29 protein-coding genes are annotated in these 25,355 nt (G+C 59.8%); 13 read left to right on the top strand and 16 right to left on the bottom strand.

Annotated features, from left to right (window positions below; translation table 11 throughout):
- The first annotated feature begins 48 nt into the window (after positions 1-48).
- Both MRY17_RS08035 and MRY17_RS08030 read left to right on the top strand, forming a co-directional pair.
- Positions 49-468, top strand: a complete 420-nt coding sequence (locus tag MRY17_RS08035) for an organic hydroperoxide resistance protein (protein WP_181285550.1) — start codon at positions 49-51, stop codon at positions 466-468.
- A 27-nt stretch (positions 469-495) separates the two neighbouring features.
- Entirely contained in the window at positions 496-1,512 is a 1,017-nt protein-coding gene (locus tag MRY17_RS08030; RefSeq protein WP_243353552.1) for an alpha/beta hydrolase, read from the top strand.
- Between the two features lie 65 nt (positions 1,513-1,577).
- Here the strand turns inward: MRY17_RS08030 and MRY17_RS08025 are convergent, their stop codons facing one another.
- A complete protein-coding gene (locus tag MRY17_RS08025; RefSeq protein WP_003172723.1) occupies positions 1,578-2,150 on the bottom strand; it encodes an elongation factor P in 573 nt (190 codons plus the stop codon).
- Positions 2,151-2,199: 49 nt separating this feature from the next.
- Positions 2,200-3,333 (bottom strand): elongation factor P maturation arginine rhamnosyltransferase EarP, encoded by a 1,134-nt coding sequence (gene earP, locus MRY17_RS08020; protein WP_243353551.1) that lies wholly within the window; start codon positions 3,331-3,333, stop codon positions 2,200-2,202.
- 132 nt (positions 3,334-3,465) lie between these two features.
- Between earP and MRY17_RS08015 the strand changes: the two genes are divergently transcribed.
- Together MRY17_RS08015 and MRY17_RS08010 are read left to right on the top strand one after the other, a co-directional pair.
- Entirely contained in the window at positions 3,466-3,834 is a 369-nt protein-coding gene (locus tag MRY17_RS08015; protein ID WP_181285545.1) for a hypothetical protein, read from the top strand.
- Positions 3,835-3,846: 12 nt separating this feature from the next.
- The gene (locus MRY17_RS08010; RefSeq protein WP_191952956.1) at positions 3,847-4,329 is read left to right on the top strand and encodes a GreA/GreB family elongation factor; all 483 of its coding nucleotides are present in this window, start codon (positions 3,847-3,849) and stop codon (positions 4,327-4,329) included.
- 6 nt (positions 4,330-4,335) lie between these two features.
- Here the strand turns inward: MRY17_RS08010 and cysB are convergent, their stop codons facing one another.
- From cysB to MRY17_RS07985, 5 genes are all read right to left on the bottom strand, one after another.
- Entirely contained in the window at positions 4,336-5,310 is a 975-nt protein-coding gene (gene cysB / locus MRY17_RS08005; protein ID WP_057008395.1) for an HTH-type transcriptional regulator CysB, read from the bottom strand.
- 97 nt (positions 5,311-5,407) lie between these two features.
- Entirely contained in the window at positions 5,408-5,914 is a 507-nt protein-coding gene (locus tag MRY17_RS08000; RefSeq protein ID WP_243353550.1) for a universal stress protein, read from the bottom strand.
- 66 nt (positions 5,915-5,980) lie between these two features.
- Positions 5,981-6,898 carry a 5'-nucleotidase gene (locus MRY17_RS07995; RefSeq protein ID WP_181285542.1) on the bottom strand — a complete coding sequence of 306 codons (918 nt, stop codon included), beginning with the start codon at positions 6,896-6,898 and terminating at the stop codon, positions 5,981-5,983.
- 15 nt (positions 6,899-6,913) lie between these two features.
- A complete protein-coding gene (locus tag MRY17_RS07990) occupies positions 6,914-7,876 on the bottom strand; it encodes a putative 2-dehydropantoate 2-reductase (protein WP_243353549.1) in 963 nt (320 codons plus the stop codon).
- Positions 7,873-8,259, bottom strand: a complete 387-nt coding sequence (locus MRY17_RS07985) for a thioredoxin (protein ID WP_181285540.1) — start codon at positions 8,257-8,259, stop codon at positions 7,873-7,875. Before MRY17_RS07985 ends, MRY17_RS07990 begins: the two co-directional genes overlap by 4 nt.
- Between MRY17_RS07985 and MRY17_RS07980 the strand changes: the two genes are divergently transcribed.
- Together MRY17_RS07980 and MRY17_RS07975 are read left to right on the top strand one after the other, a co-directional pair.
- On the top strand, positions 8,258-8,692 hold the full coding sequence (locus MRY17_RS07980) for a PilZ domain-containing protein (RefSeq protein ID WP_181285539.1): 435 nt from the start codon (positions 8,258-8,260) through the stop codon (positions 8,690-8,692). The genes MRY17_RS07985 and MRY17_RS07980 overlap by 2 nt on opposite strands.
- Before the next feature lie 131 nt (positions 8,693-8,823).
- The gene (locus MRY17_RS07975) at positions 8,824-9,900 is read left to right on the top strand and encodes a 3-deoxy-7-phosphoheptulonate synthase (RefSeq protein ID WP_122682950.1); all 1,077 of its coding nucleotides are present in this window, start codon (positions 8,824-8,826) and stop codon (positions 9,898-9,900) included.
- 74 nt (positions 9,901-9,974) lie between these two features.
- Here MRY17_RS07975 and MRY17_RS07970 read toward each other — a convergent pair whose 3' ends face one another.
- Positions 9,975-10,256, bottom strand: a complete 282-nt coding sequence (locus tag MRY17_RS07970; protein WP_003233387.1) for a GNAT family N-acetyltransferase — start codon at positions 10,254-10,256, stop codon at positions 9,975-9,977.
- Positions 10,257-10,868: 612 nt separating this feature from the next.
- Between MRY17_RS07970 and oprI the strand changes: the two genes are divergently transcribed.
- The gene (oprI, locus tag MRY17_RS07965) at positions 10,869-11,120 is read left to right on the top strand and encodes an outer membrane lipoprotei OprI (protein ID WP_003172710.1); all 252 of its coding nucleotides are present in this window, start codon (positions 10,869-10,871) and stop codon (positions 11,118-11,120) included.
- Positions 11,121-11,215: 95 nt separating this feature from the next.
- Here oprI and MRY17_RS07960 read toward each other — a convergent pair whose 3' ends face one another.
- From MRY17_RS07960 to MRY17_RS07950, 3 genes are all read right to left on the bottom strand, one after another.
- Positions 11,216-12,181 carry a L,D-transpeptidase family protein gene (locus MRY17_RS07960; RefSeq protein ID WP_181285538.1) on the bottom strand — a complete coding sequence of 322 codons (966 nt, stop codon included), beginning with the start codon at positions 12,179-12,181 and terminating at the stop codon, positions 11,216-11,218.
- A gap of 81 nt (positions 12,182-12,262) precedes the next feature.
- Entirely contained in the window at positions 12,263-12,556 is a 294-nt protein-coding gene (locus MRY17_RS07955; RefSeq protein ID WP_057722836.1) for a hypothetical protein, read from the bottom strand.
- Between the two features lie 58 nt (positions 12,557-12,614).
- A complete protein-coding gene (locus tag MRY17_RS07950) occupies positions 12,615-13,220 on the bottom strand; it encodes an arylesterase (RefSeq protein WP_181285537.1) in 606 nt (201 codons plus the stop codon).
- 10 nt (positions 13,221-13,230) lie between these two features.
- On the opposite strand from MRY17_RS07950, the gene MRY17_RS07945 reads away from it, so the two are divergent.
- Together MRY17_RS07945 and MRY17_RS07940 are read left to right on the top strand one after the other, a co-directional pair.
- Positions 13,231-13,914 (top strand): ABC transporter ATP-binding protein, encoded by a 684-nt coding sequence (locus tag MRY17_RS07945; RefSeq protein ID WP_065885127.1) that lies wholly within the window; start codon positions 13,231-13,233, stop codon positions 13,912-13,914.
- A complete protein-coding gene (locus MRY17_RS07940; RefSeq protein ID WP_181285536.1) occupies positions 13,914-16,424 on the top strand; it encodes an ABC transporter permease in 2,511 nt (836 codons plus the stop codon). The genes MRY17_RS07945 and MRY17_RS07940 overlap by 1 nt, the downstream gene beginning before the upstream one ends.
- Positions 16,425-16,469: 45 nt before the next feature.
- Here the strand turns inward: MRY17_RS07940 and greB are convergent, their stop codons facing one another.
- Together greB and MRY17_RS07930 are read right to left on the bottom strand one after the other, a co-directional pair.
- Entirely contained in the window at positions 16,470-16,943 is a 474-nt protein-coding gene (gene greB / locus MRY17_RS07935) for a transcription elongation factor GreB (RefSeq protein WP_065892558.1), read from the bottom strand.
- A gap of 123 nt (positions 16,944-17,066) precedes the next feature.
- Positions 17,067-18,068 (bottom strand): hypothetical protein, encoded by a 1,002-nt coding sequence (locus tag MRY17_RS07930; RefSeq protein ID WP_243353548.1) that lies wholly within the window; start codon positions 18,066-18,068, stop codon positions 17,067-17,069.
- A 238-nt stretch (positions 18,069-18,306) separates the two neighbouring features.
- On the opposite strand from MRY17_RS07930, the gene MRY17_RS07925 reads away from it, so the two are divergent.
- Genes MRY17_RS07925 through MRY17_RS07915 form a run of 3 tightly spaced genes read left to right on the top strand, consistent with a single transcriptional unit; the run spans position 18,307 to position 21,707 of the window.
- Positions 18,307-19,233 (top strand): ABC transporter ATP-binding protein, encoded by a 927-nt coding sequence (locus MRY17_RS07925; RefSeq protein WP_243353547.1) that lies wholly within the window; start codon positions 18,307-18,309, stop codon positions 19,231-19,233.
- On the top strand, positions 19,230-19,955 hold the full coding sequence (locus tag MRY17_RS07920) for an ABC transporter permease (protein ID WP_181285533.1): 726 nt from the start codon (positions 19,230-19,232) through the stop codon (positions 19,953-19,955). Before MRY17_RS07925 ends, MRY17_RS07920 begins: the two co-directional genes overlap by 4 nt.
- Positions 19,956-19,967: 12 nt before the next feature.
- A complete protein-coding gene (locus tag MRY17_RS07915; protein ID WP_243353546.1) occupies positions 19,968-21,707 on the top strand; it encodes a Gldg family protein in 1,740 nt (579 codons plus the stop codon).
- Between the two features lie 17 nt (positions 21,708-21,724).
- Here MRY17_RS07915 and MRY17_RS07910 read toward each other — a convergent pair whose 3' ends face one another.
- From MRY17_RS07910 to MRY17_RS07900, 3 genes are all read right to left on the bottom strand, one after another.
- Positions 21,725-22,033, bottom strand: a complete 309-nt coding sequence (locus tag MRY17_RS07910; protein WP_191952962.1) for a class I SAM-dependent methyltransferase — start codon at positions 22,031-22,033, stop codon at positions 21,725-21,727.
- 255 nt (positions 22,034-22,288) lie between these two features.
- Positions 22,289-22,723, bottom strand: a complete 435-nt coding sequence (locus MRY17_RS07905) for a DoxX family protein (RefSeq protein ID WP_181285530.1) — start codon at positions 22,721-22,723, stop codon at positions 22,289-22,291.
- A gap of 104 nt (positions 22,724-22,827) precedes the next feature.
- Positions 22,828-24,249: a transglycosylase SLT domain-containing protein gene (locus tag MRY17_RS07900; RefSeq protein ID WP_191952963.1), complete on the bottom strand. Its 1,422-nt coding sequence runs from the start codon at positions 24,247-24,249 to the stop codon at positions 22,828-22,830.
- A 235-nt stretch (positions 24,250-24,484) separates the two neighbouring features.
- Here MRY17_RS07900 and MRY17_RS07895 point away from each other — a divergent pair, with 235 nt between their 5' ends.
- A complete protein-coding gene (locus MRY17_RS07895; protein WP_191952964.1) occupies positions 24,485-25,291 on the top strand; it encodes a TatD family hydrolase in 807 nt (268 codons plus the stop codon).
- The last annotated feature ends 64 nt before the right edge of the window (positions 25,292-25,355 follow it).

Here is a 25,355-nt window from a genome sequence, read left to right as displayed (position 1 = left end):
ATTACTTAGCGCACAAATATTTAGCGCAAACTACCAGAGGACGACACCATGCAAACGCTCTATACCGCAGTAGCCACCGCCACCGGCGGCCGTGATGGTCGCGCTGTCTCCAGTGACAACATCCTCGACGTCAAACTCTCCACGCCCAAGGAATTGGGCGGCGCCGGCGGCCAGGCCACCAACCCTGAACAGCTGTTCGCGGCCGGCTACTCGGCCTGCTTTATCGGCGCCCTGAAATTCGTTGCCGGCCAGGCCAAACGCAAAATCCCGGACGACGCTTCGATCACCGCCCACGTTGGCATCGGCCAGATCCCCGGCGGCTTCGGCCTGGACATCGACCTGCACATCAGCCTGCCGGGCCTGGCTCAAGACGATGCGCAGACGCTGGTCGACGCCGCCCACCAGGTGTGCCCGTACTCCAACGCCACACGCGGCAACGTCGACGTGCGTCTGCACGTAGCCGTTTAACCATCACAGCCCTGATCGGAGAAGAACATGAACACGTTTGCCAAAGCGCTCACCGGCGGCCTGCTCGCCCTGTCCATCAGCACCGCGTTCGCCGCCAGCGGTGATGTGGAGCAAAGCACCCAGAAGTTCCTGGATGCGCTGAACGCCGGCACCGGCAAGCCGATGGAGCAATTGACGCCCCAGCAGGCCCGCGCGGTGCTGACCGGAGCCCAGGCCGGCGTGAAGTTAAGCCTGCCCAAGGCGGACGTGAGCCAGAAGACCATTCAGGTCGACGGCCAGCCGCTGGAGCTGACCATTGTGCGTCCGGCCGGGGTCAAGGGTACGTTGCCGGTGTTCATGTTCTTCCACGGCGGCGGCTGGGTGCTGGGCGATTACCCGACCCATGAACGCCTGGTGCGCGACCTGGTGGTGGGTTCGGGGGCCGTGGCGGTCTTCGTCAACTACACGCCATCGCCGCAAGCGCATTACCCGGTGGCGATCAACCAGGCGTACGGCGCGACAAAGTGGGTGGCGGAGCACGGCAAGGAAATCAATGTCGATGGCAAGCGCCTGGCAGTCGCAGGCAACAGTGTCGGCGGCAATATGGCAGCAGTGGTCAGCCTGATGGCCAAGGACAAGGGCACGCCGGCGATCAAGTTCCAACTGCTGCTGTGGCCGGTGACCGACGCCAACTTCGACACCGGTTCCTACAACCAGTACGCCGAAGGGCACTTCCTCACCAGGAACATGATGAAATGGTTCTGGGACAATTACACTACCGACGCCAACCAGCGCGCCGAGATCTACGCCTCGCCACTGCGGGCCACCACCGATCAACTCAAGGGGTTGCCCCCTGCGATGGTGCAAACCGCCGGTGCCGACGTGTTGCGTGACGAGGGTGAAGCCTACGCCCGCAAACTGGATCAGGCCGGTGTGCCGGTCACTGCCGTACGCTACAACGGCATGATCCACGACTACGGTTTGCTCAACGTGATCAGCCAGGTGCCCGCTGTACGGTCTGCCTTGCTGCAAGCGTCGGATGAGCTGAAGCGGCACCTGAAGTAAACACCGCACGCACAAAAAAGCCCGACGCATGGTCGGGCTTTTCAGTTTGTATCGGGGCGCAGGAATTACTTCTTGGCGCGACCTTTGTACGAACCACCTTCGCGGGTGTCGATCTCGATCAGGTCGTCGATTTCGATGAAATCGGCCACTTGCAGTTCGGTACCGTTGCTCAGCTTGGCAGGCTTCATCACCTTGCCGGAAGTGTCACCGCGAGCGGAACCTTCGGTGTAGGCAACTTTACGCACGATAGTGGTCGGCAGTTCTACGGAAACCAGGCGCTCTTCGAAGAAAATAGCTTCGCAGACGTCTTCCATGCCTTCTTCGATGAACGGCAGAACGGCTTCGATATCTTCAGCGTTCAGCTCGTACATGGTGTAGTCGGTGGTGTCCATGAACGTGTAGGTGTCGCCGCTGATGAAGGACAGGGTCGCTTCCTTGCGGTCGAGGATCACGTCGTCCAGTTTGTCATCGGCGCTGTAGACGATCTCGGTCTTGTAACCGGTCAGCAGGTTCTTCAGCTTGGTCTTCATGATGGCGCTGTTACGACCGGACTTGGTGAACTCAGCTTTCTGAACCAGCCAAGGGTCGTTTTCGAGACGGATCACTGTACCGGGTTTCAGTTCTTTACCAGTTTTCATTGCATATATCCGAAATTTGGATGGGATTTACAAAAATCAAGGTGGCGTATCATATCCAACTTTCATAAAACTGTACCAGCGCCGTCGCAAGATCAGCCTGCAAGGCCTGTTCCAGACACCAGTTCTGCGCATGCCCGTTGAGTTCCGCCCTGTGCTCCTGCAGCATTTTCCACGATCGGGCCATATCGCCCTCGCTGTTCCAGGCTTGCCAGAACGCAACCAGCGCCGCCTTGGCCGCCGGCGACAAGGCGGCGGTATACAGCTCAAGAAACGCATCGAGCTTGTCCAGGTGGATGTCTTCATCCTGTCGATAGATGTGCCACAGCAACGGGCGCCCGGCCCACTGGGCGCGCACGAACGAGTCCTCGCCCCGCACGGCATTCAGGTCGCAGCACCACAGCAACTGGTCGTACTGCTCCTGGCGAACGAACGGCAGCACTTGCACGGTCAAGGCGCCGCGTTGATGAACAGCCCCCGCCGTCAGCCCCTCCTCGCCCAGCCAGCGTTGCACATCGCCCAGGATGCGCCCTTCCGGCACCAGCAGATGAGTGGCACGCCCGTCTGTCGACAACACGTCCAGCCAGCCGTCCAGCCCGGCGTTTTCATAAGCGAACAGCGAGATCAGCCGCGCACCGGCTACAGGATAGACGCCCAGGGTTTGCAGGAGTTCTCGCTGCGCATGGGCATCCTCTTGAAAAGCCTGACGCTGCTGCAGCAAGCCTGCCTCACGCAACAGCCCGCCCGTGCCCGGGCGAAATCCAGGAAAGAAGAAGTACTTCTGCACGCCCTTGAACTTCACCGACGGCAGGCGGTGACAGCCCACCACCCAGTCCTCGGCACTGAGGTAATCCAGGTTCATCCACAACGGCGTGCGCTCACGCGCGGCCATGGCTTCCATGTAGTCAGCCGGCAGTTGGCAAGCGAACGCTGCAACCACCACATCGGCCGCCGGGGTTGCCGACCATTCGCACGGCCAGTGGCGTACATCGACACCTTCTTGCCACTGCTGCTCCAGGCTGACATTGATCTGCGGGCACATGCGTTCGAAGGCGCGCAGGTCATCCACCCACAAGCGCACGTCGCACGCATGCTCGGCAACCAACTGCCGGGCCAGTCGCCAGGTCACGCCAATGTCGCCGTAGTTATCGACGACGCTGCAAAAAATATCCCAGCGGGCTTTCATTCCGGGCTCCAGTGCTCAAAGGCTCGATTGTCCGCATAAATGCGCCGATGCAGAAGGCTTGATCGCGATTATTCTGTGCCGCGGCTGTGCGACAATCGCCAACTTGCCATCAATGCCTGCCAGGAGGCCATCATGTCTGACCGTCCGATGTCGCTGTTCAAGCTTTGCATCGCCATTGCCACAGGCCTGTGGCTGGGGTTTATCGCCATCGCGCTGACCACCTGGCTGGCATCGCGCTACCTGTTCCCCCAGAGCCTGGCGCCGGTGGCCCAGGCGGTTCAACAATTGGGCACACCGCCCAGCGTTGCACCGGAGCCGCCCAACCGGATGTTCGAGCAGTACCAGCAGAACCTGCAAAAACAGGAGCAGCAACAAGCCCTGGACCAGGCGCGAAACAATGCACGCAACCTGTCCAATCCCAAATGCCAGTTCTGGCTGCAGCAGGACCAGAACGCGCCGAACGAAAAAAGCCGGGCAAATGTCCTGCAATTCTGCGATTGATCAAGCACAGCCATGAATAAACACGCCGTCCTTCAATTGATTCTGGAAAAGCTGACAGTCGACCTCGCCGTCCTCCAACGCGCCGCGCAGACCGCTTACGAGACGGCGACCCACGAAGAAAACATCGCCGAGAACAAATACGACACCCTCGGCCTGGAAGCCTCGTACCTGGCGACCGGACAAGCCAGGCGAGTCGAGGAAATCAGGCAATCGCTGGTGCTGTGCCAGAACTTGCAGCTGCGTGCCTACGATGATCAGCGCGGGATAGAACTCGGCACTCTGGTCGGCCTGGAAGACGAGGACGGTCGCCAGCAATGGCTGTTCCTGGCGCCGGACGCGGCGGGTTTGAAGGTGGAAGTGGTCGGGCAACCGGTGACCGTCATCACCCCGCGCTCGCCGTTGGGCAAGCGTTTGCTGGGCAAGTGCATCGATGATGAGGTGGAGATTCTGGTGGCGGGCACCCGGCAACATTTCACCGTGACCGAGGCCCGCTGAGCCACGTTAGTGAACCGGCAGTTCAACGCCGTCAAACAACGCTTCCAGTTCCTGCTTGTTGTGGCACTGGATCGCCTTGGCCATCACTTCGCGGGTCAGGTGCGGTGCGAATTTCTCGATGAAATCGCACATGAAACCGCGCAGGAACGTGCCACGCCGGAAACCGATCTTGGTCACGCTGGATTCGAACAGCTCGCTGGCATCGAGTACTACCAGGTCTTTATCGAGCTGGGTGTCGACTGCCATCTTGGCGACGATGCCCACGCCCAGGCCCAGGCGCACGTAAGTCTTGATCACGTCGGCGTCAGCTGCGGTAAACACCACTTTCGGCGTAAGACCACGGTGACTGAAGGCTTCATCGAGCTTGGAACGGCCGGTGAAACCAAACACATAGGTCACGATCGGGTATTCGGCCAGGGCTTCCAGGGTCAGCTTCGGCAACTTGGCCAACGGATGCCCCTGCGGCACCACCACGCAACGGTTCCAGCGGTAGCACGGCATCATGACCAGATCACCGAACAGCTCCAGGGCTTCGGTGGCGATAGCGAAATCGACAGTGCCATCAGCGGCCATCTCGGCGATCTGCATCGGCGAGCCCTGGTGCATGTGCAACGCCACGTCGGGGTACTGCTTGATGAAGTCGCGGATCACCGGCGGCAAGGCGTAGCGTGCCTGGGTGTGGGTGGTGGCGATCGACAGGGTGCCCTTCTTCTCGTTGGAGAATTCCTGGGCGATCTGCTTGATGCTCTCGACCTTGCGCAGGATCTCGCCGGCCGTGGTGATGATGCGCTCGCCCGCCGGCGTGACGCGGGTCAGGTGCTTGCCGCTGCGCGCGAAGACTTCAACGCCCAGCTCGTCTTCGAGCAGGCGGATCTGCTTGCTGATACCAGGTTGCGACGTGTAGAGGCTTTGAGCGGTAGCGGAAACGTTGAGGTCGTGGTGCGCCACTTCCCAGATGTAGCGCAGTTGTTGAAGCTTCATATGAATCCCTCAAAGCAGATAGACGCCACGGGTATCAGCGACGGTATATAACTATATTAAAGGTAAGATATATAAATCTAGAACTTTTTATCGTTTTCTACCGATCACTCTCATCACTGCGCCGACGTTGCAGCGACGGCACCAGGTAAACCGGCACACTCGCCACCTGCACCAGGCGCGCAGCGGTACGCCCAAGCGGTGTGGCCGCTGCGCTTGCATGGCTATGACTGCCTACGATCAACAAGTCGACGCAAAGTTTATGCAACTGGTCGAGAATCACCTCGCAGGGGTCGCCCTGGATCACCCGTACCGACCGAATCAACTTCAGGTCCTGCTCCCCCTCCCCCAGCTCCTCGCGAAAGCTGTCGAGCACCCGTTGCTCAATCGTCGCCATGACCGTAGTCAGCCCCTGGCGCTGCCATTCGTTGAGTGCCTTTTCATCAAGGTAACTCTGCAACACTGATTCAGCGAACAGCCCGATGGGCTCCACCACATGAATCACATATAAATCCGCCTTGAACGTCCGCGCCAACGCCAGCGCATGTTGCATGACATACGGTGCATACAGGCCAAGATCCGTGGCGTACAGCATCGAACGAATCATAGAACCCCCTGGGTTGCCAGGCTGGCGGAGATTAGATGAGCTTAGCAGCGCCTCGGGCAGTTCGGCTCAGCTCTCGCTCCGGACTTTCAACTCATTACTGATGCCATGGGGCACATGCCCGGTGGCCACCACCTCCCTGGCTCTTTCACAATGGCCGGCCTGGTCATCGAAGAACACATCGGCGGCGAAGGCTTCCAGGAACGCGGACTTATCCAGACCGCCCAGGAACAGCGACTCATCCAGGCGGATGTCCCATTCGCGCAAGGTTCGAATGACCCGCTCGTGGGACGGCGCCGAGCGCGCAGTGACCAGTGCCGTTCGAATCGGGCACGCTTCATCGGCGAACTCACGCTGCAACAGGTTGAGCGCCGCCAGGAAACCCTTGAACGGGCCACCGTGCAAGGGCTGGCGCGCCGACTCTCGTTCGCTGGCCTGGAACGCTTCCAGGCCGCCCGCCTGGTAGACGCGCTCGGACTCGTCGGAGAACAGCACCGCATCGCCATCGAAGGCGATCCGCAACTCCTCGCTCGATGCCCGGTGCGGGCCGCCCGACAGGATCGTCGCCGCGGCAAACCCGGCGTCGAGCGCACTGCGCACATCTTCTGCATGGGTCGACAGAAACAGATGGCAGCCAAAGGCGGCCAGATACGGATAGGGACTACGCCCGCCCACGAAAGCGGCGCGGGAAATATCCAGGCCGTAATGCTGGATCGAGTTGAACACCCGCAGGCCGGTATCGGCACTGTTACGCGAGACCAGTACCACCTCGACACGGGCCCGACCGAGGCTGGCGTTGAGGCTCAGGAGTTTCTTGACCAGCGGGAAGGCATCGCCGGGTTCAAGAATTTCCTCCTCGTGCTCTATCTGGTATTGGCGATACGGCTCCACCCCTTCGGCGAGGTAGACCTTGTGGCTCTCGCTCAAATCGAACAAGGCCCGCGATGAAATCGCCAGCACCAGTTTGTCGCTCAATCCCTTCACCATGTCAGTGCCCCCGAATCAGCGATTGTGCCGATCAATAAAACTCAAGGCCTGGTAAAGCGCCTGCATGCGCGGCAATTCGCAGCCGGCCGCTTTGGCGGCGGCCAACGGTCGCGCATAGATGGCCGCCAGTTCCAACGGGCGCTTGTGCAGGTGGTCGTGATACATGCTGGGCAGGTAATCGTCCATGGTTTCGGTCATGGCGAACATCTGCCCGGCGTAGCTTGCGGCGATTTCATGGCCGCAGGCGTGAGCGCCCTGCACCACTTCGGCCATCAGCGCCTGAATCAGCGCGCGGCTGGATTCGTCCGCCATCAGCGCGCGGGTGCCGGTGCCGAGCAAAACCGAGAGGCCGTTGAACGGCACGTTCCACACCAGTTTATGCCAGCGGGCCTGATGCACGCTGGCCATGGCCTGAGACTCGAGGCCCGCTTGATGAAACAGCCCGGCCCCTTCTTCGACAATCGCCTGCTGCCGCGCCTCATCATTGGCTGCGGTACCACTGTGATAGCCCAGGTTGACCCGCCCCAGTGCCTGATGCTCGACGACGCCCGGCGCGGCGCGATGCACACCGATGTAGCAAAGGCCGCCCAGCAAGTGCAGCGAAGGCGGCAGGTGCTCACGCAAGCTGTCCTCGACATCCAATCCGTTTTGCAGCAGCACTACTTTGGCACCCGGCGCCGCGACCTGGGCGATGGTCGGCGCCAGATCGACATTGCCGGTGGACTTGGTGCCCACCAGCAGCCAATCGCACGGCGGCATATCGGCAGCGTTGGCATACGCCTGCACCGGATGCAGGTGCAGGTTGCCGTGCACGCTGCTGTTGACGCGCAACCCCTGCTTGCTGACTACCGCGTATTCGCTGCGCAACAGAAAATGCACATCGAACCCGGCACGCGCCAGCATCAGGCCGTAGAAGCCGCCTATGGCGCCGGTGCCAATGATGCCGATACGTGGCGAAGGCTGTGCACTTGCGGTCATGGCAAATCCTCTGGGGTACGGGCCAATGCGTGGTTTATCGCGTCGGTCAGGTCTGGTTGCGTAAGACGTGTCTGTAATTGCCCGTGGAACTGACCCTCGCACACTAGGAACAACGCGGGCAAATGAAAGATCTGGTAACGTTCGACCGCGCCGCCGTTGTGCCCGGCATCCACCCAGCACAGTCGGTCCACCGGCAAGCGCCAGCTCGGCAACTGCTGGCGCGCCCAGCGGCAACTGGAACAACCGACGCTGGTAAACACTACCAGCGAACACCCTGGCAATCCCAGCAATTGCTGGTCGATATCCAGGTCGGTCAATTCCAGTTGCTTCACTATACTGCTGCCACTGCCGTCCATGGGACGGTGTTCGGAGTCCGTGTACATGGGTCGTTTTTTACCTCACCCTGATGATGTCGCTGTCGAGTTGATCCAACGTCCGTCTCCTCCCTTGCCCCGCCAACGCCTGCGCACCATCGGGCGCGGCGGCATCGCCTGCAACTGGCCGCGTGCCTGGCGCCCCGGCACGGCGGTCGACCTGTCTATCCCCTCCCTGGGCGCCGCCGCCCGCTATCCGGGCTATGTTGCGTGGTGCCGCAAACTGCAAGCCGGCTATCGCATCGGCATCAGTTTTACCGATGAACATGCCCTGTTCGGCGCGCGCATGGGCGAGCAAGTGTGCCAGATCGAACGCTACTGCCGCCTGCACGAAGCCGCCGAGCCCACGCCTCAGCAACTCGAAGCCCTGGCCCGCGACTGGGTGTCGCGCCATGCCCGCGAGTTCTCCCACGAGGCGGTTGTGCAGCCGGCGCTGGATTAAAGCAGGCTTTGCCCATTGTCGCGGCCCCGTATTACGCGCTAAGGTTCCTCCCCCCTGCATTCAAATCATGCTGTGCTCCGCCGCACGGGGATGGCTGGCGGCCGGCACCCGTGACCCTGACGAGTAACACGATGGCTGATTTACCGATCAATGACCTTAACGTTGAATCCAACGAGACCCTGATCACGCCCGATCAGCTCAAGCGCGAAATCCCCCTGAGCGACGCTGCCTTGCAGACCGTCACCAAGGGCCGCGAAGTCATCCGTGACATTCTCGACGGCACCGACCACCGCCTCTTCGTCGTGATCGGGCCTTGCTCGATCCACGACCTCAAGGCCGCTCACGAATACGCCGAACGCCTCAAGGTGCTGGCGGCGGAAGTATCCGACACCTTGTACCTGGTGATGCGCGTGTATTTCGAGAAACCGCGTACAACCGTCGGCTGGAAAGGCTTGATCAACGACCCGTACCTGGACGACTCGTTCAAGATCCAGGACGGCTTGCATATCGGTCGTAAACTGCTGCTGGACCTGGCGGAAATGGGCCTGCCCACCGCGACCGAAGCGCTGGACCCGATCTCCCCGCAGTACCTGCAGGACCTGATCAGCTGGTCGGCCATCGGCGCCCGCACCACCGAATCCCAGACGCACCGCGAAATGGCCTCCGGCCTGTCCTCGGCCGTGGGCTTCAAGAACGGCACCGACGGCGGCTTGACCGTGGCGATCAACGCGCTGCAATCGGTCTCCAGCCCTCACCGCTTCCTGGGCATCAACCAGGAAGGCGGCGTGTCCATCGTCACCACCAAGGGCAACGCCTACGGTCACGTGGTGCTGCGCGGCGGCAATGGCAAGCCCAACTATGATTCGGTCAGTGTCGCACTCTGCGAACAGGCGCTGAACAAGGCCGGGATCAAGCCAAACATCATGGTCGACTGCAGCCACGCCAACTCCAACAAGGACCCGGCCCTGCAGCCGCTGGTGATGGAAAACGTCGCCAACCAGATCCTCGAAGGCAATCAGTCGATCATCGGCCTGATGGTCGAGAGCCACCTGAACTGGGGTTGCCAGGCCATTCCAAAAGACCTGGCCGACTTGCAGTACGGCGTGTCGATCACCGACGCGTGCATCGACTGGGCCGCTACCGAGAACACCCTGCGCAGCATGCACGCCAAGCTCAAGGACGTATTGCCCAAACGCAAACGCACCTGAAGCCGCACATGCCTGTGAATCAGGCACACACAAAAACGCCGGGCTGAACCCGGCGTTTTTTTATGGCTGTTCGTTCACAGCTTCGCGGCATGGCGCTGGTGGCGCTCCATGTAGCGTTCCACATAGGAGCAGGACGGAATGACCGTGTAGCCTGACTCTTCGGCGAACTTCAACGCCTCTTCGGTCAACGCGGCCGCAATGCCACGCCCACGCAACGCGTTGGGCACGAACGTGCGATAGATATCCAGGGTCTGTTTTCCGAGGTCCATGTAGGTCAGATAGGCACGATGACCGTCCACATTGGTCTCGAACTGATGACCAGCCTGGTCATGGTGGATGGACAACGCCTCGCTCATCACTACTCCTCGCGGGTCTTGAATATTGACCCTACCTTACCGATGTTTTTCCGGCGAAGGAACATCTACGCCACCCCGTGCCGGTTTCGACAACGAGAAAACCCTGAGCGCTCACACCTGCACGTAGGGAATAGTAGGCACCAATTGAGCGATTGCTCAAGGCACACTTGTCATCCCCTGCACAGGTGGATTATTAGAAAGGGCCTCGATCAACCGGTGACCGAACGCCTGTACATTGCCGGCAGTTGCAGCTTGAGACGAACCGGCGCTGTTAAAGTCACCTGTAGAGAAACGAAAGATGCCCGGTGCGGCACGCGCAAGCGCAACGCAAGTGCCTGCCTGAATATATAAAATTTCATCTGCTTACAAAGCCCGAGGCATGCGGGCCGGCGCTCTCAGCGTGGATCCAATCTTCAGCAAGACGAAAAAATTTCGTCCGGCTTTTATACAAACCTCCTAAAGATTAGCCAAAACAGATTCGGTACAAGAATTTTTTTTGCTTCTTGCGCAACGTCAGTTTACTTACTACAAGTAATGGGTAGTATGTACGCCGGCTATTTGCTCACTCTGAGACAGTAGCCATCTAATAGAAAGTCCTTGAAGGGGAACACGATGAACAACGTTCTGAAATTCTCTGCTCTGGCTCTGGCCGCAGTTCTGGCTACCGGTTGCAGCAGCGTCTCCAAAGAAACCGAAGCTCGTCTGACTGCAACGGAAGATGCAGCAGCTCGCTCCCAGGCTCGTGCAGACGAAGCCTACCGTAAAGCTGATGAAGCGCTGGCTGCTGCTCAAAAAGCACAACAGACTGCTGACGAAGCTAACGAGCGCGCTCTGCGCATGCTTGAAAAAGCAAGCCGCAAGTAATAATCCTTCGGGGTTGTTATCAAGCCGATCCATTTATGGGTCGGCTTTTTTTTGCCTGAAATCTGCTGCGCCGGCCGGAGCCGTCCGCAGAAGCTTTATTGAAATTCAACCGGCGCGCTGGACACCACCGGAGCATCGCCTGGCACACCGATTTCAGTTGGCAAGCCATCCTCCGCTGCCACCACGTCACGCACCTGATCCCAGTTCACCCGCAGGCTGTTGGCCAGGTCTTCACGCTTGAGCAGGGCATTGATTACCGCCGTGTGCTTGTCGACCACCGACGGCGTGCCATCGTCGTTCAAGGGTGTATGGGCTTCGAGGTAAACCTTGCCGCCGGCGCTGCCGAACTTATAGGCATCGTTGATGATACGCACCGACGTACCGACCGGCACCATGCTGGCCATTTCCAACACGTTGTTGTTGAACATCCGGAAGCATCCGTGGCTGGTGCGCGTGCCGATCCCGAACTTCATGTTGGAGCCATGGATCAGGTAACCCGGCGTGCCCAGGGTGAACTTGAACGGGCCCAACGGGTTGTCCGGGCCGGCAGGCACCACATTGGGCAGCGGGTCACCGTTGGCGGCGTGTTCGGCCTTGATCGAGGCCGGCGGCGTCCAGGTGGGGTTCGGTGTCTTCGCGATGATGCTGGTATGGGCAATGGGTGACCCCCAGCCTTCACGACCGATCCCCAACGGGAAGGTGTACACCACGTCCTGTCCCTTGGGGTAGTAGTAGAGCCGATATTCGGCCAGGTTGATCACAATGCCTTCGCGCGGGCCCGGCGGCAGGATGAACCGGGTCGGCAACACGATATCCGTGCCCGCCCCTGGTAACCAGGCATCGACACCCGGGTTGGCGGCGACCATTTCCGAATAGCCCAGGTCATAGGTGGTGCCCAGGTCGGCAAACGTGTCTTCGTATTTGGCCTTGATCACCTGGACCTGACCGACGATGTCCTCACCGGGCGGCGGCAAGGGCAACTGCAAGGCTAACGCCGGACCGGCCGCACAGAGCGCAGCGAGAGACAGGCAGCAGGTAACCACGGAAAGGCGCGACAACATCCGGAAAATCCTTCGCAGAACGACGGTAGGAAAAAACTGATTGTATACGTGAAGCGAGCGCCTGGCATCAAGCCGGCCGCGCTAGAGCTCGAAGCGCAGCTCCGGCCAGATCGGCGGTGTACCGCGCTTTTGCGACTCCAGAATCGCCCTGCATAACGGGCACAGCCGCTGATCCTGGAAGATCGAACGGTCCACCGACGACCAGAGCGGTTGCGCCGGCAATAACGTGCCGCAGAGCGTGCGATCAATCGAGCCGCCCAACTCCAGTTGACGCGCCACCAGATGCACCCGGACTTCCTGGCAGGCGAACAAATCCAGCTGCTCGTCCGGCTCGATCAGTTGGTAGTTAAACAGGGACCAGGCAGGACGCGACATCAGGGGCTCCAAATCGGGGGGGCGCCACCTTAGCCGAAAGCCTGCCGGTAGAAAAGCGTCATAACAGCGGTTTGAGCGTCGGCCAGACATTTTCCAGCAACTTGCCCTGGGCGGCGACTGCCGGGTGCAGGCCGTCCGCTTGCATCAAGTCAGGATGGCCGCCCACTCCCTCCAGGAAAAACGGTACCAGCGGCACCTTTTTTTCCTCTGCCACCTCGCCGAAGACCTTGGCGAACGCATCGACGTAACGCTTGCCATAGTTGGGAGGAATCTGCATGCCCAGCAGCAGCACCTTGGCACCGCCAGCCTTGGACTGGTCAATCATCGACGCAAGATTTTGTTTCAATTGCGCAGGCGGCTGCCCGCGCAAGCCATCATTGCCCCCCAACTCGATGACCACGACGTCCGGCTTATGCTCTGCAAGCGCCGCAGGCAACCGCGCAAGGCCTCCGGCACTGGTGTCGCCACTGATCGACGCATTGACCACTTTATCGTCAAAACCCTCCTGCTTGAGCCGTTGCTCCAGCAGGGCAACCCACCCTTTGCGGGTATCCAGGCCGAAAGCGGCACTGATACTATCGCCAACGATCAGGACTGTACCCGCCGCTGCGTTCTGGGCCATGCACATCAAGGCCAGGCCAGCACTCAAAAACCACATTCGCATCGGATTCTCCATGGGCGCAAGCATTCTCACCGCGCGAAACCTCAGCAAAGTGGTTCCAAGCGCGGAAGGTGAACTGACTATCCTGCACGAACTGAGCCTGGAACTGAACAAGGGCGATAGCCTGGCTATCGTCGGCAGCTCCGGTTCCGGCAAATCCACCCTCCTCGGCCTGCTGGCCGGCCTGGACCTGCCCAGCAGCGGTGAAGTCACCCTGGCCGGCCAAGCCTTGAGCAGCCTCGACGAAGACCAACGCGCGCGCATCCGTGCCGAACACGTGGGTTTCGTATTCCAGTCCTTCCAGTTGCTCGACAGCCTCAATGCGTTGGAAAACGTCATGCTGCCGCTGGAGCTCGATGGCCGCAAGGATGCCCGCGAGCGCGCCACCCACCTGCTCGAGCGCGTCGGCCTTGGCAAGCGCCTGACCCATTCGCCACGCCAGCTTTCCGGCGGCGAGCAGCAACGTGTGGCGATTGCCCGCGCGTTTGCCGCCGAGCCGGACGTGCTGTTTGCCGACGAGCCCACCGGCAACCTCGACAGCCACACCGGCGAGCGCATCAGCGACCTGCTGTTCGAACTCAATAAAGAGAGCGGCACGACCCTGGTACTGGTCACCCACGACGAGCGCCTGGCCCATCGGTGCCGACGCCTGATCCGCCTTGAAGCCGGCCTGATGGTCGCGCCCCTGGAGCCTTGATGGCACGCCTGCCGCTGTTACGCCTGTTCAGTCTTGCCATGCGCCAATTACTGCGCGATGCCCGCGCCGGCGAACTGCGCGTGTTGTTCTTCGCCCTGCTGGTGGCCGTGGCCGCCAGCACCGCCATCGGGTATTTCGGCGCACGCCTCAACGGCGCCATGCTGTTGCGCGCCACCGAGTTCCTGGGCGCGGACCTGGTACTCGAAGGCAGCTCGCCGGCCCGTCCCGAGCAAATCCGATCCGGCACCGAACTGGGCCTGGATCATGCGCGCATCGTGGAATTCTCCAGCGTTATCGCCGCCGACAATGGCATCCAGCTCTCCAGTATCAAGGCGGTCAACGAGCAGTACCCGCTGCGGGGCGAGCTTAAAAGTACGGGGGAGCCCTTTGGTGCCGAAACCCCGGGCGGCGGCCCCAAACCCGGCGAAGCCTGGGTGGAGGCGCGGCTGCTGACAGCGCTGGACCTGAAGGTCGGCGACAGCATCGACGTAGGCATGAAGACCCTGCGCCTGGCACGCATACTGACCTATGAGCCCGACCGCGCCGGCAACTTCTACAGCCTCACGCCCAGGGTGATGATCAACCTGGCGGACCTGGACGCCACCGGCGTGGTCCAGCCTGGCAGCCGCGTGAGCTACCGCGAACTGTGGCGTGCGCCACCCGGCAGCACGGCGCTGCAAACCTATCGAGACCTGATCAAGCCTGGCCTGGCGGCCAACCAGCGCCTGCAGGACTCGCGCGATGGCAACCAACAGATCGGCGGCGCCCTGGGCAAGGCCGAGCGTTACCTGAATATGGCCAGCCTGGTAGCGGTGTTGCTGGCCGGTGTGGCCGTGGCGCTGTCGGCCAACCGCTTTGCCAGCCGTCGTTTCGATGCCAGCGCCCTGCTGCGCTGCCTGGGGTTGTCACGCCGCGAAGCCATGTTGCTGTTCAGCCTGCAACTGAGTGTACTCGGGCTATTGGCGAGCCTGACCGGCGCGATCCTCGGTTGGCTCGCGCAATTCGGGCTGTTCTACTTCCTGCACGATCTGCTGCCGGCGGACGTGCCACCCGGTGGGCTGCTGCCGGCGGTCGCCGGTATCGGTACCGGGCTCGTCGCCCTCGCCGGCTTCGCGCTCCCGCCCCTGGCCGCGCTGGGTCGGGTGCCGCCGTTGAGGGTATTGCGTCGCGACCTGCTGCCGATCCCCTCAAGCACCTGGATGGTGTATGGCGCGGCGCTGTTTGCCCTGGGCCTGATCATGTGGCGCCTGAGCCTTGATCTGGTGTTGACCTTCGCATTACTGGGCGGTGGCGTGGTGGCGGCATTGATCCTCGGCGGCTTGCTGCTGTTGTTATTGCAAAGCCTGCGCCGGTTACTGGCACGCGCCTCCTTGCCCTGGCGCCTGGGCCTGGGCCAATTGCTGCGCCATCCATTGGCGGCAGCTGGCCAGTCCCTGGCGTTTGGCCTGATTCTGCTATCCATGGGCTTGATCGCCCTGCTGCGCGGCGAGCTGCTTGACACCTGGCAGAACCAGTTGCCCAAGGATGCGCCCAACTATTTTGCGCTGAATATCCTGCCGGCCGACAAGGAGGCATTTGGCGCCCGCCTTCTGGACGTTCAGGCGCAATCGGCCCCGCTTTACCCCGTAGTCCCCGGTCGGCTGATCAGCATCAACGGCGAGCCCGTACAGGAGATTGTCAGCAAGGACTCCAGCGGTGATCGCGCGGTGCAACGGGACCTGAGCCTGACCTGGGCGGCCGATCTACCCCAGGGTAACGTACTGACGGCAGGCAGTTGGTGGACGGCGCAGCCGGGTGATGACATTCCCGGGGTGTCGGTGGAAGCCAAGGTGGCCGAAAGCCTGAAACTCAAGCTCAACGACCATCTGGTATTCACCATTGGCGGGGAGAATCGCGAGGCACGGGTCACCAGCCTGCGGACCATCAACTGGGACAATTTCCAGCCCAATTTCTTCATGATCTTCCAACCGGGCACCTTGAAGGATTTGCCGACTACTTACCTGACCAGCTTCTACCTGGCGCCTGGGCATGACCAACAGATCGTCGACCTGTCCCGAGCCTTCCCGGCCGTCACCATCCTGCAGGTCGAGGCGCTGCTGGAACAGCTGCGCAGCATCCTTGCCCAGGTGACGCTGGCGGTGGAATACGTGCTGCTGTTCGTGCTCGCCGCAGGCATGGCCGTGCTGTTTTCCGGCTTGCAGGCCACCCTGGATGAGCGAATCCGCCAAGGTGCGCTGCTGCGTGCGCTGGGGGCCGAGCGCCGGCTGCTGGTCAAGGCCAGGCGCATCGAGTTCGGCCTGCTGGGAGCGGTCAGTGGTTTGCTGGCGGCACTGGGCACGGAACTGGTGACCTGGGTGCTGTATCGCTACGCCTTTGACCTGGCCTGGCACCCTCACCCCTGGCTGTTGCTGCTGCCGATGATCGGTGCGGCGCTGATCGGTGCCGCCGGGGTGTTCGGCACCCGCCGCGCGCTGAACGCCAGCCCGCTGACGGTACTGCGCGAGGGCTGAAACACAGATGGCCCTTGCTCCAGCCAGAGCAAGGGCCATCTGTTGCTATTTCACGTATTCAATCCGGGTGATCCACCAACATACCTCTCCGCCGGGGGTTTGTACGATGGCTTCATCGTCCACCTCTTTGCGCAACAGCGCACGTGCCATGGGGGAGTCGATAGAGATGTAATCCATCCGGTCATAGATCTCGTCATAACCCACAATGCGAAAACGCTTGGTCTCGCCCTGCTCGTTTTCGACATCGACCCACGCACCGAAAAACACCTTGCCCTCCTGCTCGGGCATGTATTCCACAACGCGCATGTCTTCGAGGCGCTTGCGCAAGTAGCGCACCCGCCGATCGATTTCACGCAACAGCTTCTTGTTGTACTGGTAATCGGCGTTTTCGCTGCGATCTCCCAGGGAAGCTGCCCACGTCACCTTGCGCGTGGTGTCCGGGCGCTTCTCCCGCCAAAGGTAGTCCAACTCCTTTTTCAGCGCTTCATGGCCTTCTTTGGTAATCAGCTTGGTACTCAAACGCGTGCATCCCCAGGCAATGTCCGATGGTGCCGACAGACCACGGCGTCACACCCTGGCGTCGGCTTGCGGGGATCGATGATAAATCAACGGCGTAAAGTATCCAGCTCAACGATCAGCGACTCAGCCCTGCCCATCGAGGACCTGGTCCAGTTCAACAAGGGTGCCTTGCAGGCGCTGCCGCATCAGCGATAATTGCGACATCATCAACACCATCTTTTCGGTCTTTTGGCTCACCTCCAACTCTTGCTCCTGCAGCCGCGAATGATGCTGGTCCAATGCTCGGCTTCTTTCATCTTGCTGAGTCTGCTGTTGTTGCAGCCGAGCCTGCCACTGCTCGAGCATCGCTTCGCGCTCAATGACCGCCTGTTTTTTTTGTGTCAGTTCCTGGGCCACCCTGGCCAGATTGCTCAGGGTGCTGTCTATCTCGAGAATGGAGGTACTCTCCTTGGGATAGGCGGGTTGCGCCGGCATTTCGATCGGCTCTGACTGTGCGATCGGCACGTTGGATTCAACCGGCACTTGCGACTCTACCCGGGCCGTGACCTGCGCAGGCGGCTCTTCGACAAAATCTTCATCCACGGGCGGCGGGACGGGCTCCGCCTGACTCTTGCCGCGCGGCGGTGCAATCATTTGCGAGGAAAAGCGAATGGACGGCACGATGACCGCGCTGCTTTCGATGGCAGGCGCAGCGGGTGCGGACATCCCCAGCGTTATCACCTTCATTACCAGCGCTTTCTTGACGATCACTGAGTGATGGTCCTCGGGCCTGGCAGGCGGCAATCTGCAGCCTTTCAGATCAATGAAGTGAAACGGAACCTGAGACTCGGTGCCAGCACTTTCCTTATTACCCGATGCCGCCGCCATCATCAGAATTTGCTTAAACACTTGCATCGCTACTTGCAAGTCCTCCTTGGACTCAACCCCGCCAAGAAAATACCGTTCGAGCTTTTTGCGTAAGGCGGCGATATACACCCTGGAATGACCGGGTTCAGCTTCTTCATCAAGGCTATACACCAGGAAGTTGGAGGACGTCTGTGCGACCGCAAAGCCACACAACAGTGCACCGTTAACGGGAGCATCCTCGCCGCTGCGCTCAAGAACAAGGGTACGTAGAAGCATCATGGCAGTCAGGCCTCATTACAAAAAGAAAACCTTATATAAATATCAGACAAATATCCGACCATTATTAAGCACTCAGAACAAAACAATTGTTTCAGCGCATTATCAATTCAAACGTAGGACTTTGCTTATTAAGTGCACCCAGCGTTCCCAAGCGCAGGTATTGAACGTAATCTTTTTAACGCACTGACACCACAACCGAAACCTTCTTCAGACACCGCCCAATTGATTCGGTAAACCTATGATCGAAGTCAGCAACCTGACAAAATACCTGGGCAAAAAAAGCGTGATAAGCGACGTTTCGTTCTGTGCCCAACGCCAGGAATGCGTGGGATTGTTTGGAGAGCATGGCGCCGGTAAAACAACGTTGCTGAATTTGATTTCCGGCATGACCAGGCCCACCAATGGGCACATCAGCATTCAGGGTTTGAGTACGCAAACCCATTCAGCTCTCGCCAGACAAGCTGTCGGTTACCAGCTCCAAGCGGGCATCACCCACCCTACGCTGTCAATCAAAGGCCTTCTCAACTTTGTGGCAGCCGCTCGAGGCTTCAGCGGCGCCGAAAAACGCCGGCACGTGGATCGGGTCGCCACGCGGCTGGAGCTGCTTCCCGTGCTCAACTGCCCTATCGATGTGCTCAACCTGGGTTTGAAGCGCAGAGTCGCCATTGCACAAGCCATTTTGCATTCCCCCAGCGTGCTCCTGCTGGACGAGCCCACGGAAGGGCTGAGCGCCGAGCAACAGCTCAAATTCAGGGGGCTTGTTCAATCCCTGACCGAAGAAATGAGCGTCATTATTGCCTCCCGTCATTACGACGCGCTGTCCGACATCTGTACCCGCGCCCTGGTAATCGCAGGCGGGCGACTGCTTGTCGACTCTTCACTGACCCAGTTACAGCGCAGCTCCCGGCACTTCCAAGCGGTGACACTTGCAGCGGATCCGCCCGTGGATCTACTCGCACTTGCCGTATTACCCGGCGTTGCGGGCATCGAAGAAGACCGTCACAACCCGGGCAAAGTAACGGTTCTGGCCATGCCCGGACACACCATCTTCCCCGCCATCAACTCCCTTATCACCCATCGCCGCTGGAACATAACGTCACTGCATCTGGAGCCAGGTCGCCTGAACGATGTCGTTCACCATCTGAGCCATGAGGTATCCTCTTGAAGCTGCTACCCCTCATTTTCAAACGCCAACTCGCCAACTATGCCTGCGTCCCGCACACCTACCTGAGCGTGGCGTTGTTCCTGGCGCTGTGTACGGCCCTGGGGTTGCACGCCCACCATTGGTTGGAGCGCGACAGCAGTGACTTGCAGGCTTTTTTCGAATTGCATCCATGGCTCTATCTGTTGCTGATACCCAGTTTGTCGATGCAATTGTGGTCTGATGAACGCAGTGCCAGCTTTTCCGGCATGATGAAAACCTTGCCCGTCACTTCAGCAGAATGCGTGATCGGAAAATTTCTCGCCGCATGGGCAGTGTGCAGTGTCGCTCTGTTGTTGAATTTTCCTATCGTGATTGCCGCTAACTATCTCGGAACGCCCGATAATGGGGTGATCGCTTCACAATTTCTGGCAAGTTGGTTACTGGCAGGAAGTTATCTATCTGTCGGTTGTTTCATATGCGCACTCACGCACCAGCGCATCATAATTTTCCTGTTCACCATGGGTTTGCTGCTGACCATCAGCGGGCTGTCTTTGGTCCTGGATGCACTTGAACATCAGGCACCGATCTGGATAGTTGACAGCATCATCAAACTTGACCCGATTTCCCGGTTCAGCTCAATGGACAACGGCAAAATAACACTGCATGACGGTTTATATTTTGTCAGCATGATCCTTGCCTTTCTTTCTGCAACCATTGTGACACTCAACTATAAAAACAGCTAAGGAAAGTCGCTGATGCGATCCGCTCTCCGTATGGGTATGACGTTGATCGTCATATCATTACTGTTCCTGGCATTCAATCTGGTCTGGATAAACAAACTACCCGATATCCGCTGGGACTTTTCACAACAGAACATCCATACCTTATCGCCTGCGACGCAGCACCTGCTCGCGACGCTTGATAGCCCACTGGACCTGTACTATTTCAATTCGCTCACCACACCGAAGAAAAGCCGAACCGTGAAACGCTTCGGCCAGCGCGTAGAGGATTTGCTTCAGGAATTTGAGTCAGCAGCCGACGGCATGATCAATCTGCATATTATTGATCCTGCGCCTTTTTCAGAAGATGCCTACAAAGCCAGCTTGTTCGGTTTGGATGACACACAAGGATTCCTTGGCCTTATAGGCACACGCGCCGGCCAGGGTACGCAGCGCATCGAAGCATTCAACCCCGTTGACGAACCGCTGCTGGAGTATCAAATCAGCCAACTGATCGATAAATTGATGCACCCTCAACGCCGCAACGTCGGCCTGCTGTCCGGGTTGCCGTTGGATGATTCAGCCAGCCAACTGATGGAGCAGATGCGCAGGCAATTCAATCTGGTGGAACTGGCGTCGAACATCTCCCAGGTGCCTGCATCCATAGGCAGCTTGATGGTCGTTCAACCAAGGGCTCTGACCGAACAAACGCTCTATGGCATCGAGCAGTTTGTCTTAAGCGGCGGCAAGCTGATGATCTTCATCGACCCGGTGAGCGAGATGGGGACTGAAACCGTATCGGCAGACTTCAGGCTTGATGGCCTGTTGACCACATGGGGCATACAGATGCCGCCGAACAAGCTACTGGTGGACAGCCTTTACGCCTCCTCGGCCTCGCTCGGCCCAGGCATGCCCACCGTATTGCACCCCGCCAGGTTGAAACTGCCACGACAGGCGATGACCGCGTATGACATCAGCACCTGGAAACTAAACAGCCTGAGCGTATCAAGCAGTGGCGCGCTGTTACGCTCGCGAAAAAGCCGAACGACATTCACCCCGTTGCTACAAAGCTCTCGACAGTCTGCGCTGCTGGACGCCGCGCGTTTCGCTTCAGCGACGCAGTTCGACACGTTGATTGATGAAGCCGCCACTTCAGGTCAACGCCATGTGATCTCCGCACGTATCGTGGGGCCAGCCTATTCGGCATTTCCCGACGGCCTCAGGGGCCAGCCACCAGGCTTGCAAAAGGCTGTCCGAATAGAGGTGGTGGTCGTTGCCGATACCGATTTGCTCGCGGATGCTGTCAGCCAGACAACGGCCAACGACAACGTGCAGTTCGTACTCAATACACTGGACAACCTGGCGGCGCCCGCGAAACTGGCGGATATTCGCCCGCATATTACGTCACGTTCACTCAGCACCCTGGAGCCCATGCGCGAAGCGGCCGCGCAGGCGTACCGGGAAAAGGCAGCTGAGCTGGAACGTCGCCTTGAGCGTACTGAACAAGCGTGGCAGCGCTTGAATCCACAGACCAAAAGCTTGGGCACCCAGGCCGTGGACACCAATACCCAATTGCAGGCACTCAACAAGGAACGTCTGCGCCTGCCGATGGAACTGCATGCCCTCAAGGCTCAGGCGTATGCGCCGCTGCGCCGCTTTGAACGGATCGTAAAGCTGCTGATGATCGTGACGGTACCGCTGGTGTTGTGCCTGATAGCCTGGGCGCGTTATCGCTGCCTGTGTCGACGCCGGTGGGCGCCTGTGGCCTTCGGCTGAACACGTTGCGTTGGCGATCAGCGGCGAGCAATCAGCCCTTGCCGGGCAATACGCGTCAATTGACGGATAACTTCTTCGGCATTGTCTGAGTCCGGCGCCTGGATCACAGCGAGGTCAAAGCTGTTGTTGGCGAAACGCGCGAGTGAGTCGCCGTCTTCGACAAACTGGATCAGGAACGCCGAAGGCCGACCGGTGCGACGTGGCCAGCCGTCCAGGTAACGTAACAGCGTGGGCTGGTGCTTACCGCCCAAGAGGATTTTCGGGTTGCGCTGAGTCAGGTCCGCAGTGATCGGGGCCAGGCGTATCAGGGGGCGTAGTGCATTCATCGTGTCGTGTCTCTGCCTCAAAAGTCTGCGGGCAGGTGAGAGGCAACACCGAACCAGCGCTTTAGCGGTATTTCGACCCGTGCCTGCTGATGAGTGCATGGTTCTGTCGGACTGCATCGAGTCCAGTGGCGCCCCGCAATTAGCTGTTTAAATCGGCGCATGAGCAGCATCCTAGAGAAGCTGGCGGGCCGGTGTCAAGAATCCCGAGCAACGAAAAGGCCCGCACATGGCGGGCCTCTCGTGCTTGCGAAACGGTCAGTTGGCGATGGCGCGATCGGCCGACAGTCTGCCGGCGCCTTCGAACAGTACCGCCAGCGAGCCTCCCAGCAGGGCCAGTGCAAACTCATAGCCATTGTTGGCCATGAACAGCCCGTTATGAATGTGCACCGAAAAGATCGCCACCAGCGTCAGGAAGGTCAGGCCCAGTGCCGCAGGGCGCACGAGCAGGCCGATGATCAGCGCCAGGCCGGCAAAGAACTCGGTGCCACCGGACAACACTGCCATCAGGGTGCCCGGCGCCAGGCCGATGCTTTCCATCCATTGTGCAGTGCCGGCCAGACCACCACCGCCGAACCAGCCGAAGAGTTTCTGCGAGCCGTGGGCAGCGAAGATGATGCCGACGAAGATGCGCAGAATCGTCAGGCCATAACCTGCGCGAGTGGACAGGACACGGGTGATCAATGGGCTCATGAAGGTAAATCCTTTTTCAGGTAGGGGTTGGTTGGCCGCTATATTAATCAGTTTAAAGAATGATAAAAGCCGAAAAAATGCGTTATCGACATCGATAAAATCGATTATTTGCGCGACGCAACTTTCGGCGCTGACGGTTCCAGGGACTCCCGCTCCCGGTCAAACGCCAGATAGTACTTGTTGACACTGTTAACATAGCTGACGCCGCCCATCCCTACCTGCTCCATGGCAATGCGTTCAACCTGGAAGAACCACTGATTGGGGTTGAGTCCTCGACGCCTGGCTTCGGTGCGCATGCCCTGCACCCGCTCCGGGCCCATGTTATAAGCCGCCAACACGAAGGCCATACGTTCGCGCTCATTGAGCTTGGGGCTGGCAAAAAACTTGCGCCGGATCATGGCCAGGTAGCGCGCGCCGGCCTGCACATTACTGTCCAGATTCTCGATATTGTTCACGCCCACCCGCTGCGCCGCCGAGGGCGTAATCTGCATCAGACCGGTAGGACCACCGCTGTTGCGTGCCCCAGGGTCCAGCGCAGACTCCTTGAATGCCAGGGCGGCCAGGTTCAACCAGTCCATGCCTTGCTCACGCGCATGCTTTTGCAGCACCGGGCGCAGTTTCTCCAGGCGTTGACGGTCGGCGCGGGCCAACGGGTTGCGCACCTGATAAAGACGTCGATAGATACGCTGGAACGCCACATCCTGATCGGAAGGGGTGTGGTAGGTCTTGAGGAAACGATCAATGCTCGCCCGCAGCATCGAAGCATCCTGGCGCACGAACCAGTACTCGTCGCCCGGCTCGCTGATGACCACCTGCTTGTCAAAACGCAACCTGGGCAGGATTTTCGACCAGCGCTCGGCAATCGGCTTTTCAACGATGGTCAGGTGAAAGATCCCGGCCTGCACCATCTCCAGCACGTCTTCGACCGCCAGGCTCGGGTCGACCCACTCAACCTTGATCGGCGGGCGCTTGTGCAGGGCCAGTTTCTGGTTGACCTGGCTGATCGCATCCGCCGCGGCACTGCCGGTGGTCAACGCCAGGGTGCGGCCCGACAACTGCTCCAATCGGGTAAAGCGTCGTTCACCCTTGACGCCCACCAGCCACAGCGGCACGTCGCTGGCGATAGGGTCACTGGTGCTGATCTTGTGCGCGGCCCTCATGTCCAGCAATTCGCCGGGAGCCACCAGATCGCCTTCGCCACGGGCCAGCGCGCCAAGCAACTGGTCCTTGGCCCTGGGGATGATCTTGAGGTTGATTGCCTGCCCATCGCGGGCATGGCCATTGAGGTACTGCTCGAAAGCCCGCAAGCGATGGTATTCGACACCGATAGCCTGGCCCTGCACTTCACCGGAACTGTTACGGCTCTGGTTGACCAGCACACGCAGGGTACGACTGGAGCGAATCTCCGCCAGGTCACGCACCTTGCCGGGTTTGGTCACTTCCAGCGGCCCATCCAGACGCGCGACCGCTGCCAGGGGCAGCAGTAACGTCAGGCACATCAGAAGCAACGCCGAGGGTCGGATCATCCGCTCTCCGGAAAGAATACTGGCCAACGTCTTCGTGAAAAAGAGCTGTTGGGCGTCAGAAACAGAGCGCTTTATGCGCTGGCAAAGCGTGCAACGGCGACACGGTGAGAGGCAACGGGCCCGGCACAATGTCGCTGGCGACGTTCAAAGACAGCTATAACGCGTTGTAGTTCTTCGTTTTTCTTATAAATCTACAGCTCTGATATGCTTTCCGGCCGCAGGCGGAGGTAGCACCATGCAACTCATTGATATCGGCGTCAACCTGACCAACCCCAGTTTCGACGAGAGGCACTCGGCCGTTCTCGAGCGAGCCTACGCCGCCGGCGTGCAACAACTGGTGCTCACCGGCACCAGTGTCGAAGGCAGCGAGCAGGCCCTGGAGTTGTGCGTGAACCTTGATGAAAGCGCGCAACGCCTGTTCAGCACCGCTGGCATCCACCCCCACTCCGCCAGCGCCTGGGACAGCGACAGCGCTCGACGTTTACGCGGCCTGCTCAACGAAACGCGCGTACGCGCCGTCGGCGAGTGCGGCCTGGATTTCAACCGGGATTTTTCACCGCGTCCACAACAGGAAAAAGTCTTGGAGGAACACCTGGCCCTGGCCGTCGAACTGCAATTGCCGGTGTTCCTTCACGAGCGCGACGCCAACCAGCGCCTGCTGGAGATCCTCAAGGATTACCGTGACCACTTGCCCGCCGCCGTAGTGCATTGCTTCACCGGCGAACAACAGGCGCTGTTCAGCTACATCGATCTTGACCTGCACATTGGCATCACCGGCTGGATCTGCGACGAACGCCGTGGGACGCATCTGCATCCATTGGTCAGGGAGATTCCCCGCGGTCGTCTGATGCTGGAAAGTGATGCGCCCTACCTGCTGCCACGCACACTGCGCCCCAAACCGAAGAACGGCCGCAATGAGCCCGCCTTCCTGACCGAAGTGCTGCGCGAAGTTGCCCTGCATCGCAATGAAACCCTGGAAGATCTCGCGCTGCACAGTACTGCCTGCGCCCGCGCTTTTTTTGGTCTGCCTGCCGTTGAGTGATGCGGCGCATTGACCCATGTCAAAAACCCTTTCCTGAGTAGCGGCACAATAATGGCACCTTGCC

Origin of the sequence: Pseudomonas orientalis (genome assembly GCF_022807995.1) — a bacterium.
GTDB lineage: Bacteria > Pseudomonadota > Gammaproteobacteria > Pseudomonadales > Pseudomonadaceae > Aquipseudomonas > Aquipseudomonas orientalis_B.
Note: the sequence above shows the minus strand (reverse complement) of the source record. Positions and strands in the feature narration are given on the sequence as shown.

Bases quoted from the DNA above. Each gene is read 5' to 3' on its own strand.
- MRY17_RS08035 (WP_181285550.1), top strand. From the start codon at position 49: ATGCAAACGCTCTATACCGCAGTAGCCACCGCCACCGGCGGCCGTGAT.
- MRY17_RS08030 (WP_243353552.1), top strand. From the start codon at position 496: ATGAACACGTTTGCCAAAGCGCTCACCGGCGGCCTGCTCGCCCTGTCC.
- MRY17_RS08025 (WP_003172723.1), bottom strand. From the start codon at position 2,150: ATGAAAACTGGTAAAGAACTGAAACCCGGTACAGTGATCCGTCTCGAA.
- earP (WP_243353551.1), bottom strand. From the start codon at position 3,333: ATGAAAGCCCGCTGGGATATTTTTTGCAGCGTCGTCGATAACTACGGC.
- MRY17_RS08015 (WP_181285545.1), top strand. From the start codon at position 3,466: ATGTCTGACCGTCCGATGTCGCTGTTCAAGCTTTGCATCGCCATTGCC.
- MRY17_RS08010 (WP_191952956.1), top strand. From the start codon at position 3,847: ATGAATAAACACGCCGTCCTTCAATTGATTCTGGAAAAGCTGACAGTC.
- cysB (WP_057008395.1), bottom strand. From the start codon at position 5,310: ATGAAGCTTCAACAACTGCGCTACATCTGGGAAGTGGCGCACCACGAC.
- MRY17_RS08000 (WP_243353550.1), bottom strand. From the start codon at position 5,914: ATGATTCGTTCGATGCTGTACGCCACGGATCTTGGCCTGTATGCACCG.
- MRY17_RS07995 (WP_181285542.1), bottom strand. From the start codon at position 6,898: ATGGTGAAGGGATTGAGCGACAAACTGGTGCTGGCGATTTCATCGCGG.
- MRY17_RS07990 (WP_243353549.1), bottom strand. From the start codon at position 7,876: ATGACCGCAAGTGCACAGCCTTCGCCACGTATCGGCATCATTGGCACC.
- MRY17_RS07980 (WP_181285539.1), top strand. From the start codon at position 8,258: ATGGGTCGTTTTTTACCTCACCCTGATGATGTCGCTGTCGAGTTGATC.
- MRY17_RS07985 (WP_181285540.1), bottom strand. From the start codon at position 8,259: ATGTACACGGACTCCGAACACCGTCCCATGGACGGCAGTGGCAGCAGT.
- MRY17_RS07975 (WP_122682950.1), top strand. From the start codon at position 8,824: ATGGCTGATTTACCGATCAATGACCTTAACGTTGAATCCAACGAGACC.
- MRY17_RS07970 (WP_003233387.1), bottom strand. From the start codon at position 10,256: ATGAGCGAGGCGTTGTCCATCCACCATGACCAGGCTGGTCATCAGTTC.
- oprI (WP_003172710.1), top strand. From the start codon at position 10,869: ATGAACAACGTTCTGAAATTCTCTGCTCTGGCTCTGGCCGCAGTTCTG.
- MRY17_RS07960 (WP_181285538.1), bottom strand. From the start codon at position 12,181: ATGTTGTCGCGCCTTTCCGTGGTTACCTGCTGCCTGTCTCTCGCTGCG.
- MRY17_RS07955 (WP_057722836.1), bottom strand. From the start codon at position 12,556: ATGTCGCGTCCTGCCTGGTCCCTGTTTAACTACCAACTGATCGAGCCG.
- MRY17_RS07950 (WP_181285537.1), bottom strand. From the start codon at position 13,220: ATGCGAATGTGGTTTTTGAGTGCTGGCCTGGCCTTGATGTGCATGGCC.
- MRY17_RS07945 (WP_065885127.1), top strand. From the start codon at position 13,231: ATGGGCGCAAGCATTCTCACCGCGCGAAACCTCAGCAAAGTGGTTCCA.
- MRY17_RS07940 (WP_181285536.1), top strand. From the start codon at position 13,914: ATGGCACGCCTGCCGCTGTTACGCCTGTTCAGTCTTGCCATGCGCCAA.
- MRY17_RS07930 (WP_243353548.1), bottom strand. From the start codon at position 18,068: ATGATGCTTCTACGTACCCTTGTTCTTGAGCGCAGCGGCGAGGATGCT.
- MRY17_RS07925 (WP_243353547.1), top strand. From the start codon at position 18,307: ATGATCGAAGTCAGCAACCTGACAAAATACCTGGGCAAAAAAAGCGTG.
- MRY17_RS07915 (WP_243353546.1), top strand. From the start codon at position 19,968: ATGCGATCCGCTCTCCGTATGGGTATGACGTTGATCGTCATATCATTA.
- MRY17_RS07910 (WP_191952962.1), bottom strand. From the start codon at position 22,033: ATGAATGCACTACGCCCCCTGATACGCCTGGCCCCGATCACTGCGGAC.
- MRY17_RS07905 (WP_181285530.1), bottom strand. From the start codon at position 22,723: ATGAGCCCATTGATCACCCGTGTCCTGTCCACTCGCGCAGGTTATGGC.
- MRY17_RS07900 (WP_191952963.1), bottom strand. From the start codon at position 24,249: ATGATCCGACCCTCGGCGTTGCTTCTGATGTGCCTGACGTTACTGCTG.
- MRY17_RS07895 (WP_191952964.1), top strand. From the start codon at position 24,485: ATGCAACTCATTGATATCGGCGTCAACCTGACCAACCCCAGTTTCGAC.